General features: G+C 44.5%; 14 protein-coding genes. 8 read left to right on the forward strand and 6 right to left on the reverse strand.

Going from position 1 to position 13,558, the window contains the following annotated elements:
• Position 1 precedes the first annotated feature (1 nt).
• Complete coding sequence (locus tag DYH48_RS18965; RefSeq protein WP_012088109.1) at positions 2-718, forward strand: SPOR domain-containing protein; 717 nt, start codon at positions 2-4, stop codon at positions 716-718.
• Positions 719-1,074: 356 nt separating this feature from the next.
• Positions 1,075-1,299 (forward strand): hypothetical protein, encoded by a 225-nt coding sequence (locus tag DYH48_RS18970; RefSeq protein WP_006083282.1) that lies wholly within the window; start codon positions 1,075-1,077, stop codon positions 1,297-1,299.
• 206 nt (positions 1,300-1,505) lie between these two features.
• Here the strand turns inward: DYH48_RS18970 and DYH48_RS18975 are convergent, their stop codons facing one another.
• From DYH48_RS18975 to DYH48_RS18985, 3 genes are read right to left on the reverse strand one after another with little or no spacing between them, the layout of a single operon-like run.
• Positions 1,506-2,444, reverse strand: coding sequence for an SPFH domain-containing protein (locus tag DYH48_RS18975; RefSeq protein WP_006087061.1), 939 nt, complete (start codon positions 2,442-2,444; stop codon positions 1,506-1,508).
• Positions 2,444-3,379, reverse strand: coding sequence for an SPFH domain-containing protein (locus DYH48_RS18980; protein WP_006083284.1), 936 nt, complete (start codon positions 3,377-3,379; stop codon positions 2,444-2,446). The genes DYH48_RS18975 and DYH48_RS18980 overlap by 1 nt, the downstream gene beginning before the upstream one ends.
• A 12-nt stretch (positions 3,380-3,391) precedes the next feature.
• Entirely contained in the window at positions 3,392-3,862 is a 471-nt protein-coding gene (locus DYH48_RS18985; RefSeq protein WP_012586650.1) for an NfeD family protein, read from the reverse strand.
• A 475-nt stretch (positions 3,863-4,337) separates the two neighbouring features.
• Here DYH48_RS18985 and DYH48_RS18990 point away from each other — a divergent pair, with 475 nt between their 5' ends.
• The gene (locus tag DYH48_RS18990) at positions 4,338-5,090 is read left to right on the forward strand and encodes an outer membrane protein OmpK (RefSeq protein WP_063883325.1); all 753 of its coding nucleotides are present in this window, start codon (positions 4,338-4,340) and stop codon (positions 5,088-5,090) included.
• Between the two features lie 102 nt (positions 5,091-5,192).
• Here DYH48_RS18990 and udp read toward each other — a convergent pair whose 3' ends face one another.
• On the reverse strand, positions 5,193-5,951 hold the full coding sequence (gene udp / locus DYH48_RS18995; RefSeq protein ID WP_006083287.1) for a uridine phosphorylase: 759 nt from the start codon (positions 5,949-5,951) through the stop codon (positions 5,193-5,195).
• Between the two features lie 413 nt (positions 5,952-6,364).
• On the opposite strand from udp, the gene DYH48_RS19000 reads away from it, so the two are divergent.
• Entirely contained in the window at positions 6,365-6,577 is a 213-nt protein-coding gene (locus tag DYH48_RS19000; RefSeq protein WP_006083288.1) for an HP1242/YdcH family protein, read from the forward strand.
• Between the two features lie 64 nt (positions 6,578-6,641).
• Here DYH48_RS19000 and DYH48_RS19005 read toward each other — a convergent pair whose 3' ends face one another.
• The gene (locus DYH48_RS19005) at positions 6,642-7,817 is read right to left on the reverse strand and encodes a type III PLP-dependent enzyme (protein ID WP_115335637.1); all 1,176 of its coding nucleotides are present in this window, start codon (positions 7,815-7,817) and stop codon (positions 6,642-6,644) included.
• Positions 7,818-8,474: 657 nt separating this feature from the next.
• Complete coding sequence (locus DYH48_RS19015) at positions 8,475-8,954, reverse strand: hypothetical protein (protein ID WP_115335639.1); 480 nt, start codon at positions 8,952-8,954, stop codon at positions 8,475-8,477.
• 170 nt (positions 8,955-9,124) lie between these two features.
• Between DYH48_RS19015 and DYH48_RS19020 the strand changes: the two genes are divergently transcribed.
• The 4 genes from DYH48_RS19020 (at position 9,125) to DYH48_RS19035 (ending at position 13,452) form a co-directional block, all read left to right on the forward strand.
• Positions 9,125-9,961 carry a mechanosensitive ion channel family protein gene (locus DYH48_RS19020; RefSeq protein WP_063883323.1) on the forward strand — a complete coding sequence of 279 codons (837 nt, stop codon included), beginning with the start codon at positions 9,125-9,127 and terminating at the stop codon, positions 9,959-9,961.
• 118 nt (positions 9,962-10,079) lie between these two features.
• Positions 10,080-11,615: a tetratricopeptide repeat protein gene (locus tag DYH48_RS19025; RefSeq protein ID WP_115335640.1), complete on the forward strand. Its 1,536-nt coding sequence runs from the start codon at positions 10,080-10,082 to the stop codon at positions 11,613-11,615.
• A 236-nt stretch (positions 11,616-11,851) separates the two neighbouring features.
• A complete protein-coding gene (locus tag DYH48_RS19030) occupies positions 11,852-12,625 on the forward strand; it encodes a substrate-binding periplasmic protein (protein WP_115335641.1) in 774 nt (257 codons plus the stop codon).
• A gap of 497 nt (positions 12,626-13,122) precedes the next feature.
• Positions 13,123-13,452 (forward strand): cytochrome c, encoded by a 330-nt coding sequence (locus tag DYH48_RS19035; protein WP_006087070.1) that lies wholly within the window; start codon positions 13,123-13,125, stop codon positions 13,450-13,452.
• Positions 13,453-13,558 lie beyond the last annotated feature (106 nt).

Here is a 13,558-nt window from a genome sequence, read left to right on the forward strand (position 1 = left end):
CATGAGTAATCGCGATTATGCCAATAGAAGGCCGCAGTCGGGCGCTAAACCGCGCCCAGTCCGCGCGACTCGCCCAACCCGAGCAAAGCCTTCACAATCTAAATCAGCGCCGCGTAAGAAGCTGCCGCTGACGCTGATAGGCTTTGTCATACTCGCTGTGGGTTGTTTCGTCTATTTTCTATGGAGCATTAAAGATAATGCTCAGCAAGAAGAGCAGCCGAGGCCAACTCCGGCTAAGAAAACTGAAGTCCGAGTTAAGCCGCAAGAAAATGTGGTGCTCACCCCTAAGGTGAAAGAACCCGAGCGTAAAGCCGTCGTTATTCCTGTGGCGACAGAGGAGACAGCAGAGCCTGTTGCTCCGCCGAAGAAGGACCCTAACGCTCTGCCGCCTCAACCGAAGGAAGAATGGACCTATCTCAGTGAGCTTGAAAACAAGCATGTTGAAGTCGATATTCCCGATGTGGTCGCGAGCCGAACACCGATGCAATATCAGTTGCAGTGTGCTTCTTTCCGCCAAGAATCACAGGCGAACGAGATGAAAGCCGTGATCGCTTTCCAAGGTTTAGAGGCGCAAGTAAGACAGGTCGAAGGTACGACAGGTATGTGGTACAAAGTCGCTTTAGGTCCTTACGAACGTAAGCGTGATGCAGAACGTAAGCGTCATACGCTACAAAATGCGGGGATTAATGGTTGTCAGATTCTGGCAATCCCTAAATAAGGCTTCACCCTTTCTAGGCTTATTTTAATAAGCCTAGTCACAAAAAATAGCGGCCAGCGTTTATAGCTCGTCGCTATTTTTTATCCGCTAGACTTAATGTGATCTCGCTTTAGCTTGCCACATAACATCACTCACTATTTACCCAAGCTCACCTCGACATCCCCAGTTTTAAACAGCCCTATTTTTTAATAGTACTGTTTTGTTAAATCTATAACTGATTATTTATAAACAACAAAATCCTTTATTAATAAAGATTAATATGCAGTTTAATTGACCTAGATCAAACTTAGGCGTATCTCTTAAGTAACAGCAAGACTGTTGTATCTGTGTCAAATCCAACCTTAGGGTGAAGTATTATGAATGCATTAATAGAGATAGAAGCCACCGAATTCAGCCAACTTTTCAAAAGTGGTGACATGCTAGGAATTAGAATGTTTATGGAGCATGTTCGCATGCCGCTGGATGTTCAAGACAAGATTTATGACGAAATTTCAGCGCTTCAGCAATTAGAACAAAACCAAATTGCGAAACTCATTGAAACCCACGCCCATTCCCAAATTCATGAACGCCTAGCTTATTAGCCTTCCATTCAATGAAAAATTTATCTATGCCCAACTGCAGCTTCTGGCGGTTCATTCAACAGAAGCTGTATGATCTCCCCCTCTCCTCTACACTATCCACCACACAAACCGTCACACACATCACCCAATTACAGCCAAAAAATAAGGCCAAATACCTGAGTATTTGACCTTAATGATCTAGCTAGTTTCAGATGTTAACCACAGCCTTAGCTCGGTTTTTCTTCCGTTAAGCCTATGCTATTCATCCAGTAATCGAAATCCACCATATTACCCGGCAATACCACTCGGCTATTCTTCTGGCTTAAGCCATCGAGCTGTTTAAAGTACTGTTCACCAAGTTGCATCCGCAGGGCATTGTGGCCACCCGGCGCAGCAATAACTGTGGCAAGACGTTCGATCGATTCCGCCGTCGCACGGGAAATAGTTAAAATTTCCTCAGCCTTACCTTCAGCTTCGTTAATACGTCGCTGCATCTCACCTTCAGAGCGGTTTACCGTCTCAGCTTTAACACCTTCTGAACGGTTAATCTTGCTCTGCTTGTCGCCTTCACTCTTAGCCAATAATGCCCGGCGCTCACGCTCAGCATTCACTTGCATTTCCATGGCATTTTTAACGGTTTCAGGTGGGGTGATATTTTTAATCTCATAACGATGCACGCGTATTCCCCACATGGCACCGGCTTGATCTAATACCTGCACGACCTTGGCAGAAATCACATCACGCTCTTCAAAGGTGCGGTCAAGGTCCAGCGTCCCAATGACAGAGCGTGTGGTGGTTTGCGCCAACTGGATAGCCGCGTAGCGATAATCAGTAATACCGTAACTGGCTTTGACTGGGTCGGTCACAGAGATATAAATCACCCCGTCCACTTCAACGTTAACTTCGTCGCTCGAAAAACACTCCTGCGGCGGTACATCGATGGTCTCTTCTTTCAAATCATGAATGAAAGCGACTTTGTCCACAAAGGGGATCAAGGTATGGAAACCCGCATCTAAGGTGCTGTGGTACTTACCTAAACGCTCAACAATATAAGCCGATTTAGTGGGTACTAGGCGAATTGATTGGAAAAGCTTAATCACGAAAATGGCAAAAATCAGTCCCCAAATTGCCATCACAATCAAATCTGTATCTAATGGAATATTCATTATCGCGCTCCTTTGCCACTATTATTCTGGCCACTCACAGTCTGAGTAACTTGCTCCATGCCTTCGAAGAAACCTTCAAGTTTCGCCATTTCAGCGGGGACCACAGAGACTTGCGCATCATTGAGGATCTTGCCAACCTGAGCAATAAACTGCTCTTTTAATAACATATTCATCGCATCGGTGCCGCCATTAACCGCTAACGCCTGCGAGATCATTGCCATGCCTTCGGATTTCGCTTTAGCGATAATAGCAATCTCTTGCCCTGTCCCTTTGGCTTCATTAATCCGTTTCTGCTTTTGACCTTCTGACAGGTTAATCGCCTCTTGGCGCTCACCTTCAGACATATTGATCATCGCCGCTTTTTCCGCATTGGCTAAGGTGATTTCGGCGCGTTTGCGACGCTCGGCTTCCATCTGCTTCTCAAGGGTGTGGATCACATGGCGCGAAGGGGTGATATTGCGAATTTCATAGCGCAATACTTTGATCCCCCAAGGCTCAGACGCCTTATCGATTTCCCGCACTATGGATTCATTCAAGCTATCACGCTCGGAGAATGTCTCACTCAAACTCAGCTTACCTATCTCAGAACGCATTGTGGTTTGGGCTAAGTTCACCGCCGCTTTACGATAGTTTTCAATACCATAACTCGCCAGTTTGCCGTCCATGACTTTTAGGTAGACTAAGCCGTCCACTTCCAGTTGAGTGTTATCTTTAGAGATACAGCTCTGTGGCGGCACATCTAATACTTGCTCACGGGTATCGTGACGGTAGGAGACGCGATCGAAGAAAGGGATCAAAAAATGAAATCCAGGGCTTAATACTGCACGGAATTTGCCAAGACGCTCAATGACATGCACTTCACGCATCGGCACGATAAGCATCAACTTATAGAGAATAAAAAAGATAAATAAAATGACTAAGGTAAATACAAACATAGATTCCATCCTTTAGTTTTTGGAAGCTTCTATTGAAATAGGCTCAACGACTAGAGCGATATTTTCACGACAAATAATTCTGACTTCGGTCCCCGCAGCGATAGTGGTGCCATCGCCAAGCGCTGGCCATTCACTACCTTGAAATTCCACCCGCCCAGGTGCTTGCCCAGGACCTATGGTCTGCTTAACGCGAACAATTTGATTGTATAGATCGATTGCTTCATCCGTGTTATCCACATGGGAATCACCACCAACGAGCCTTTGAGTCACTTGTCTGAAGGTCAATAACAGCACAATGGCCGAGATAAACCATAGGGTCATGCTCTGCACCACGCCTTCGACTAGTCCTATGCCTAACGCGCCAGCCACGACTAAACAAGCCGCACCCAGCAACACTATGATGCCACCGGGAACCACTATTTCGGCGAGCATGAATACTAGCCCCACCACAGCCCACACTAAAATCGGATTTGAAAACTCCATATTTCCCCCTGAAATGAGAGTGTCCTTTGCAGCAACTATAACAGCAGCGTTTCGGATAAGCGACATAATATGTCAAAATTTACTCAGCCAAACGCGCAATCAATCGCCTATGTGTTAAGCCTCATTCTCCCACATCCACACGGCAATGCCCTTAGGTTGTTTTAAGATTAAGCATAATCAATTCAAAAAGATAGCAAACCTCAAAGCCGACACTTATTCATTCATAAAAAAATCCATTTAAAATCAATCGGCTAAAAATGAATTTCCACCATAACGATTATGTGATTTTGACAACAACATTCGATAAAAACTTTGAATAAATGTAAATTTTTGCATATATTGCCCCCACTTTTGTGCCAGTCCTTTGACGTACACCCACGCATGGTTTGAACTTACCCATCAAACCATGCCATAGGTCAGAGAGCAGATTGAGTAAGACACGAATTAACTTCGACCTATACAACAGGAAATAACAATGAAAAAAACATGCCTATGCCTAGCACTCATGCTTTCTCCTCAAGCATTTGCGGGTGACTTAGTACAATGGTGGGATTTCAGTGCAACAGCCCTCTATGGCGAAGACTACGATTTAGCACCATCGGACAAACAAGCTACTATCACCTTAGAAACGGCGGGCGGCTGGAAATACGGTGATTGGTTTGCCTTCCAAGACTTTATCTATTTCAAAGGTAACGACACGGGCATGGAAAGCACCACCTATGGTGAGATTTCGCCACGCTTCAGTGCCAGCAAAATCCTCGGCGAGAAAATCGCATTTGGTCCAGTGACAGATTTGTCTCTGGCACTGACCTATGAAGAAGGTGAAGGCCCAGTTCACAGCCTGCTGTACGGTTTAGGCGTTGACGTAGCAGTACCATACTTCACTTATCTTAACTTTAACACCTATCGCCGCAATGGCATGAGCACAGGTAACAACAGTGACGGCTGGCAGTTCACCCCAGTATTTCGCATCGACATTCCCGTTGGCTCAGCCAACATAGTGCTCGATGGCTTTATCGACTGGGTATTTGCCACCGATGATAATGGCTACGAGGAGAACTTCCACTTCAATCCACAGCTGAAATACGATCTAGGTAAGAGTCTGTTCGGTGATCATCAAGCCAATAAACTATTGGTGGGTATTGAATACGATCTGTGGACCAATAAATACGGTGTGAAAGGCGTCGATCAAGACACTTACTCTGTGATTGCCCAATACCACTTCTAATCGGTATAGACACAATTTTGAAGTAACAAAAAAGGTGCCATTGGCACCTTTTTTAGTTTGGTCACTCACTTTGCAGGGGAGTGTCGCTTAGCGTAATAAAAATTAGGCTAACAGTTTTTTCGCTGCTGCAACCACGATAGAAACCGCGCTTACTTCGGTTTTCTTCATTGTAGCTTCATCAGGAATTTCTTGTTGGGTGCGGTTTACAATCACACCAGCAACACAGGCTGCACGCCAGCCTTGAGTGGCACACATAGTGAACAAAGTGGAAGATTCCATCTCATAGTTCAGTACACCCATATCTTGCCATTCTTTCATTGAACCCGCGAAACGACGCGTTACACGGCCAGTGACAGTGTCATAACGCTCTTGGCCTGGGTAGAAAGTATCAGAAGAAGCCGTTACGCCAATGTGTGGCTCTACGCCTGCATCGCGACACGCTGCAACCATAGCAGTGGTACATTCAAAGTTTGCAACCGCAGGGAACTCCATAGGTGCAAAGTGCAAGCTCGCGCCATCTAAACGCACTGAAGCTTGAGTCACAATCACATCGCCCACATTCACATGGGGTTGAATTGCGCCTGTAGTGCCAACGCGCAGGAAGGTATTCACACCTAACTGTGCAAGTTCTTCTACTGCGATAGAAGTAGATGGACCACCGATACCGGTTGAACACACGACTACTGGCTTGCCATCGGCATAAGCTAAATAGCTTGTATACTCGCGGTGGCTAGCAAGAAACGTCGCATTGTCCATTAGTTCGGCAATACGTTTTACGCGCTCTGGATCACCAGGAACGATTGCCAAAGTTGCACCATCGAGCATTGCTTTGGTCAAACCTAAATGAAATACATCAGCCATTGTGAAAACCCCTTTCATTTTTGATAATTAAATTCTTATAAAATCGACTTTAACCTAGTATCGAAGCGGTGAAGGTTAACTTGATCACAGAATTATCGGCAAGAGGTAATTGTTTAGTCGTAATGAAATTACCAATTGCTCTCACATCTGATCACAAGATAGCAAATTTGCCCGCGCTGCGAATGTCAGTCTGATTTATGCCTAACAAAGTGTGAACCAGATCCTAATCACATGCCATAGACAGCGGCCGAAATCATCTAATCCAATGATTTATAAATGATTAAAATAAATCATCATTTAGTATTAATCTGAAGCGGGACGAAAGGTGATCTAAGTCACATTTCACTATAGAGTGAAAGGTTAGGGTTAAGGCGAAACCAGAAGTGTAGTAGATGACGACAAGGAGAATGCCGATGTTTCCAGAGTACAGAGAATTAATTTCCACCCTGAAAACCCAAGATGCTCATTTTCAACGTAAGTTTAACGAGCATAATCAGTTAGACGAGGAAATCAAACAACTGGAAAAACGTGTCGCCAGTGATTTCAATCCGACAGTGAAAGAACTCAAAAGCAGAAAGTTACACCTAAAAGAAGAGATTTATCAGATCCTCAAATCCCACGAGTAATCCCAAACTTCTTTACCGAACAACAAGGGCGCCTAAGCGCCCTTATTCATGTCACCACAATAGCTTACAGATAGTAATCTTTCAGCGGTGGGAAACCGTTAAAGCACACTGCCGAATACGTCGTCGTATAAGCGCCAGCGGTTAACCAATACATGCGATCACCAATGGCTAAGTCATTCGGTAAACCATAGCTGTAGTGCTCATACATGATATCGGCACTGTCGCAGGTTGGGCCGGCAATAACGCATTTATCCAGCTCGCCTTGACGATCAGTATAAATCGGGAACTTAATCGCCTCGTCCATCGTTTCAATCAAGCCTGAGAATTTACCCACATCGGTAAATACCCAACGCTCTAACGCTGTGTAGGATTTTTTGCTGATCAGTACCACTTCAGACACTAAAATCCCCGCGTTAGAAATCAACGAACGGCCCGGCTCCAGAATAATTTGCGGTAAATCGTCACCGAAATCTTCCTTCAGGAAGTGAGTGATCTGCTCGGCATACACACCCAATTGATTGGTTTTATCAATATAGTTAGCAGGGAAACCGCCGCCCATGTTGATCATCTTCAGGGTGATATTGTGCTCATCACGCAGACGGTCGAAAATGCTTTTCACTTTACCAATGGCAGAATCCCAAGCACCGATGTCACGTTGCTGTGAACCGACGTGGAACGAAATACCAAAAGGTTCTAAGCCCAATTCCTGCGCCAATACTAATAGCTCATAGGCCATTTCGTTTTGGCAGCCGAATTTACGCGATAACGGCCAGTCAGCCGTATCTGTGCCTTCGGTCAGAATGCGCACGTAAATACGCGATCCCGGTGCTTCTTCGGCGATCATACGTAGATCGGCCTCTGAGTCGGATGCATACATACGCACACCACGCTCATAAAATGCACGTACATCTTGACGCTTTTTAATGGTATTGCCGTAGCTGACTCGGTCGGTTGTCACGCCGACATTCATGACCATATCTAGCTCATAAATCGAGGCAATATCAAAGTTTGACCCTTTATCTTTAAGTAAAGATAAGATCTCGGCCGCGGGGTTTGCCTTAACTGCATAATAAACGTTGGCGTAAGGAAAACTATTAACCATGTCATCGTATTGTTTCGCTATGATACTGGTATCAATCACTACGAACGGGGTTGCTTTGTCTTTGGCATACGCTTCAATACGCTTGAATGTGTCCATGTCATAATAGTCAGCAACATCAATAGATTGAAATTGGCTCATTGGGCCAGAGTCTCCTTTGGGTCAGGTAGATAAAAGTGAGTGTAATGTCTTAAAAAACGTGCGCAGTAAACGATATTTTATCGCTTTACGCAACGAATTTTTATGCTGAATTTATAACTTTTTATTCCACAATGTTTTAAGGGGCCAGACCACCAAAAAAAGCCTCTATAAAACAAATGATTATGCACACAAACCCTAATACCAATCGTATTAAATATCTGTTCATTGAGCGGGAATTCAACGCGCTTTAGACAAGGCGAAGGCTTGAAGGCATAGTGGTGCTCTGTCGAAAGCCTTGAACGCAGTATAAAGCGCGTTGCCATGCCTTTAACATCAGCCGCCCTTCGGGAGCCACACAGGCATCCCACTCCGGTGTTGCATTGACTTAAAAGGGAATAACCATTTCTGCGTCAATGCGCCTTGGATTGAGATGCCTGTGAGGCTCTGAACTGATTAGATATTTAATGTGATTGGTATAAGGTAAATTTGTGTGCATTAGCAGAATAAAAAGTGAATTTTTTACGACGTTATCGCAAAGGAGATGGATTGACTGGCTCAAGCCAACATTTCCATCCCAAAGCGATAAGCTTGAGGGGCGAGCACGCCACGAAAACGAGCTAATGTGATGCCTTAAAATGGTTCAAGTAAGTTGAATCGTTACTGCGGCTGATTCAATTTTGTGAGTGCTTGGCCCAAGGCTTCACTGGAATCAAAATAGGCGATATCTAAAATATTGCGCTGATTAAGCAATATCATAGTGGCCATATCTTTGGTATCGGGTAATAAGCGACTGATCTCACCTTCCCTATCTAACCCAATCGCAAAGGGTAAATCTTGCATTTGTGGCACAGCAACAAACTTAGCAATCAAAGAAGGCATGCCACTGATATCCGCGACATAAACTAACCCAGCAGGCATTTGAGTCGTACTCAGAGGCGTGAGTGCTTCTTTAATCACATCGCCGCCTTTCATGCTGCGGCTAAAGAGTAAAACTTGAGTTTCATCTGTCACACTTATCGTTTGATCATTTTGATCGAGAAGTGAAATAGGATTAATCGCATCGCCAGCAACATAACTCGCAGCATAGGCCCACATGGGGGTTAATAGACAAGACAGACATAACAACAGCGTTTTCATAAACACTCGACTCCATTATTGGATAGGCGGACAGCATACCTGACTCCCCCTATCGACTCATTAAACCAACCGCGATTACATGATACGCTTCACACATGCATGGCGAATAAGCATTTGATGGGATTTCTGCGCTATAATCGCACAGTTAAGTTTATTACAAGGATATCATAATGATAACACCTGGACTCGATCAGGAATTGCAGCAACTACAAGGCGTTTATCAGCTGATCACAGAGTTTTTAGTTACCTATAGCTTCCAATTGGTCGGCGCTTTGCTGATCTTTTTACTGGGTTTGTGGGTCGCCAGTAAGGCATCACGTTTAGTCGCGAAGCAGTTCGAAAAACACAATATCGACATTACCTTAAGTAATTTTGTCAGTAACCTGATCCGCATTCTGATCATCATCATGGTTGGGATCATCGCCCTCGGCAAAATTGGCATCAGCGTCACCCCTATGGTGGCAGCCATTGGTGCAGCCTCCTTAGGTGCTGGCTTAGCCTTGCAAGGCATGTTGGCCAACTATGCCGCCGGCGTGACCATTATCGTCACCCGTCCTTTCGTGGTGGGAAACACTATCGAAATCAAAGGGGAAAGCGGCGTCGTTAAACGTATTCACTTAGGCATGACCATACTCACCAATGAGGAAGGCGAACAAATCAGCATTCCCAATAAGCATATCGTCGGTGAGATCCTGCATAATTCCTTTAGCAATAAACTGGTCGAAACCCAGTTTAATCTCAGTTACAACACAGATCCCGAACGGGCCATTAGTGTGATCACTGAGTTATTGAGCAACAATCCCTATGTCTATCAAGAGACCATGCCCAATGTCGGCATCAATGGTTTTAATGCTATCGGGATTGAAATGGGAGTGCGCTATTGGGTGCCCACGCAAAGCTATTTTCAGCATAAATATAAGGTGAACTTAGCCCTCTACAACGCCCTTAAGCAGGCGGGAATAGAGATTGCCTGCCCCATCAGGGAGATCCATCTGCAAGATAAATAACGCTAATGATCCTGGGGTTGACCGGCGTAGTCAGTCAGCCTAGCTCACATTGTAAACTTGCATTCTTGTACGAATTTACGTTTACTATGCTCCCAAATATCGATAGTGATGGATTACTATGTTGTTGATACTCATAATTATTTCTTTTGTTGTACTGTTTATTTTCTTCGCTAAATATCAAAAAAAACAAGCTCAAGCCGAAGCGCTTGCCGCAGGAGAGCCCAATGCGCTACTCCATCATGGCATCGCACTGATTAATAAAGATCAAGTAGAAACAGGCTTAGATTTTATTCATCAAGCCGTGGATAAAGGGCTAGCAGTTGCGGCTATCACCCTTGCCGAATTATATTCGGGCCGATTTCCACAAGTGCCAGCCGATGCTAAAGCCTCGAACGATTGGTATAAAAAAGCGGCCGAACTGGATGCCCAATACTTATCACTGTTAACGCTACCGAATTTGCTTTCGCCAGAAGCGCAAACGCGGGAAGATCTAGAAATGCTGGAGGCTCAGCTCAAATCCAATGCTGAAGCAGGCGATGCCGCCTTTCAGTATGAACTTGGGCTTTTATATGAAAGGCAGCCTTTACTCGATCCAGATGCGACTCAAGCCATTGATTGGTTTGAAAAAGCTGCAGCCCAACAACATCCAGATGCCGATTACCACCTAGGAGCGCTTTATTGGCATGACAAACGAGTGACGTCTGACTTTGCCAAAGCGAGACAGTACTTTGAAAAAGCTGCGGCTCAAGGCGATGAACTGGCCAAAGAGCACTTAGGCAATATGCTCCTCGCAGGCCAAGGTGGGCCAAAAGATGTAGCTCGCGCAGAGGCTTTGCTCAGCGAACAAGCCGAAGACAATGATTTCAGACAATTTTACTTGGGTAGACGCTTCTTTTATGGCGAAGATTTTCCAGTGGATTATGTCAAGGCCCGTTATTGGTTAACGAAATCCTGTGAAGCAGGTAATAGCTTTGCTCAGGTCACGTTGGCCAATCTTTTACTCGTCGACCCGCAAAATGATGATGACTACCTAAAAGCCAAAAATTACTACGAAGAACTCATCACAGAATGGAATGAGGACGCCCTATCAGGCTTAGGCAAAATACATGAACAAGGCTTAGGCGTGAGCCGCCAGCCGATTAAAGCGTTAATGTATTATCAGCTCGCGGCCATGAGCCATAGCGCTGATCACCTAAAAGAATTAGTCAGATTGAGTCAACAATTAGGCACCTTAGAGATAAGAGAGGCCGAGCGGCTGCGTGACAGTTTCTTGCATCAGTATCCGATCCCCACTGAGCAACAAGCCTATTTCTATGGCAACAAGGCTGAATCGTTTCTAAGTGGTGAAAATCCTACGCGAGAGGATCTACAGGCAGCAGAAGCTTGGTACATCAAATCGGCAGAGCTAGGTAATGAAAATGCCATGCAAGAACTGGTGGATATTTATGGCGCGGAGCGATTAAACAAGCCAGTACAAGTGTTTATTTGGTCTAGCTTATTACTGCGTCATTTTGGCAAATACGGTATGAATAGCGATCAGCTGCTCTATCAAACCAACGCTAAATCTTGCCTAACAGAATCCGAGCTTGTCTACGCCGAAACCCAAATTGAGGCCATTGAAACTCAATTAACGCCCTATCTTGAGTCTGTATAGGTAAGTTTCGCAGTAGCGAATAAGCCCCAGAAAAGGTTTGGCCAAATTAAATAAGCCAAACCTTTTAGTGGCAAAATAGAGTGCATTTATAATTACTTAAAAAGCACAGTGGATTTATAAGCACTACAATCATTGTATTCACTAAACCTGTACGGCTAAATGACTAGACATAAAACCTAGTCGGATTAACTGTCCAGCCCGATAATTAAAACTGACCATTTTAATAGGCAAGATGAATGAGGCTGATACTGATAATCGTCATTTCATGCTTATTTCTGCCCCAAGCGAGAGCAGAAACCTCTGCTATTGTCTGGCAAGCACACTGTCGCGATAGGCATCCTGTTATTTATTTCGAAAATGGTGAATGCAAAGGCCCAGGTGCTGCGGTGATCAATCAAGTTATCACCCATCTAGGTCACAAGGTAAATTGGAGTAATGTGCCTTGGGCACGCACGATTAAAGTCGCCGAAACGGGACAAGTCGACCTCATTCCCGTCCATTCGATGACACCCGAGCGCAACGATTTTCTGGACCCTATGCTACTGGGCTACGACAAGCGCTACGTCTATTACTTTGCCCTTGCGAATCGACAGCTTGAGGTCAAAAATTTCGATGAATTAAAGCCTTATATCATTGGCGCACTCAGAGGCGCTTTTTACTGTCCGCAGTTCAATGACAATCAAAACCAACTAAAAGTGTCTTTTGTTAATGATAACGGCCAGTTAATCAATATGTTGAAGGCAGAACGTATCGATTTAGCCATCACCTCCGAACAACATGAGATGCCATTCTTTGCTAAAGATCCCCAACTTAAGCAGATGGAATACGTCGACATCAGCAAGAACGGTCGCTATTTCAGCATTCCGCTCAAGTCGCCACTGCATCAATATGCCAAGCAAGTTCACCAGATAGTCGACGACATGCGCACCTCAGGCGAAATCACTCGGCTATTTGAATCCTATGGTGTCGAGCCTCCGCTAAATCTCACCGAATCGCCCACCACTCACTAAGCTGATAGTCAGTCCCGAGTCCCTATTCGCCTAGACTGTTTAGGCTTATACGGTTCAGAAACACTCATCAAACCCGAGCCAAAAACTAAAAATATCTGATCATGCTGTGGCATTTTCAGCTTAGTGCCACATCCCTCCACCATCTCGCTAATTTTAAAATAGCTACTTTAGTTAATGCATATTTTACAAAGTGTTAACCAAGTCACAGTCACTTTTTGCGTGTTAAGTACCAAACACGACAGGTAAAATCGTCATGGCTAATTTAGCTAAAAAATCAACCTATTGGTTTTACTGAAATAAAAATGACGTAAACCGCGACAAAATATAGTCAATTAGATTTTTATCAATGAAGTTTTTATCAATTAGATTTTTTTAATGGAAGTGATGCACCTCAAATTTACTCACTGTGGTTTTTGATAAATTTGTTCACAAGGCGGAATCAATAAAAACACTTAGCCAACAAAGTCATACAAATGGCCACAAAAGTAAGGAATGAGATGATGAAAACATTAACCAAGATAGCAATAGCAATGGCCGTAATAGGCAGCTTAGGTATCAATGCCTACGCAGCAGACGGTGGTAACCCAAAGAAAGGTAAACATTTATACAAAAAAGAATGTAAAGCCTGCCATAGCCAAGGTGGCGAAGGCGGTGAACTCACACCGATGACCAAGACTATGAGCCAATGGGATCGCTTCTTTGATAAAGATAAGCACAAACTCAAACCAGAGGTATTCAACGGCTTCACAGAACAAGACCTCAAGGACATACAGCAATTTTTGTATGACCACGCCGCCGACTCAGACCAACCACAAACCTGCGGCTGATCTCTGCCAATTTAACGGCCTAAGGCAATGGTAGAAAGCAGCCCTGCAACTGCGACCTAACTCATTGACTTAAAGAATTTAAAAAACCAATGCGAGAAAAATGGGG

The organism is Shewanella baltica (assembly GCF_900456975.1).
GTDB lineage: Bacteria > Pseudomonadota > Gammaproteobacteria > Enterobacterales > Shewanellaceae > Shewanella > Shewanella baltica.

Excerpts from the sequence above, each read along its gene's own strand:
- DYH48_RS18965 (WP_012088109.1), top strand. The coding sequence starts at position 2 with ATGAGTAATCGCGATTATGCCAATAGAAGGCCGCAGTCGGGCGCTAAA.
- DYH48_RS18970 (WP_006083282.1), top strand. The coding sequence starts at position 1,075 with ATGAATGCATTAATAGAGATAGAAGCCACCGAATTCAGCCAACTTTTC.
- DYH48_RS18975 (WP_006087061.1), bottom strand. The coding sequence starts at position 2,444 with ATGAATATTCCATTAGATACAGATTTGATTGTGATGGCAATTTGGGGA.
- DYH48_RS18980 (WP_006083284.1), bottom strand. The coding sequence starts at position 3,379 with ATGTTTGTATTTACCTTAGTCATTTTATTTATCTTTTTTATTCTCTAT.
- DYH48_RS18985 (WP_012586650.1), bottom strand. The coding sequence starts at position 3,862 with ATGGAGTTTTCAAATCCGATTTTAGTGTGGGCTGTGGTGGGGCTAGTA.
- DYH48_RS18990 (WP_063883325.1), top strand. The coding sequence starts at position 4,338 with ATGAAAAAAACATGCCTATGCCTAGCACTCATGCTTTCTCCTCAAGCA.
- udp (WP_006083287.1), bottom strand. The coding sequence starts at position 5,951 with ATGGCTGATGTATTTCATTTAGGTTTGACCAAAGCAATGCTCGATGGT.
- DYH48_RS19000 (WP_006083288.1), top strand. The coding sequence starts at position 6,365 with ATGTTTCCAGAGTACAGAGAATTAATTTCCACCCTGAAAACCCAAGAT.
- DYH48_RS19005 (WP_115335637.1), bottom strand. The coding sequence starts at position 7,817 with ATGAGCCAATTTCAATCTATTGATGTTGCTGACTATTATGACATGGAC.
- DYH48_RS19015 (WP_115335639.1), bottom strand. The coding sequence starts at position 8,954 with ATGAAAACGCTGTTGTTATGTCTGTCTTGTCTATTAACCCCCATGTGG.
- DYH48_RS19020 (WP_063883323.1), top strand. The coding sequence starts at position 9,125 with ATGATAACACCTGGACTCGATCAGGAATTGCAGCAACTACAAGGCGTT.
- DYH48_RS19025 (WP_115335640.1), top strand. The coding sequence starts at position 10,080 with ATGTTGTTGATACTCATAATTATTTCTTTTGTTGTACTGTTTATTTTC.
- DYH48_RS19030 (WP_115335641.1), top strand. The coding sequence starts at position 11,852 with ATGAGGCTGATACTGATAATCGTCATTTCATGCTTATTTCTGCCCCAA.
- DYH48_RS19035 (WP_006087070.1), top strand. The coding sequence starts at position 13,123 with ATGATGAAAACATTAACCAAGATAGCAATAGCAATGGCCGTAATAGGC.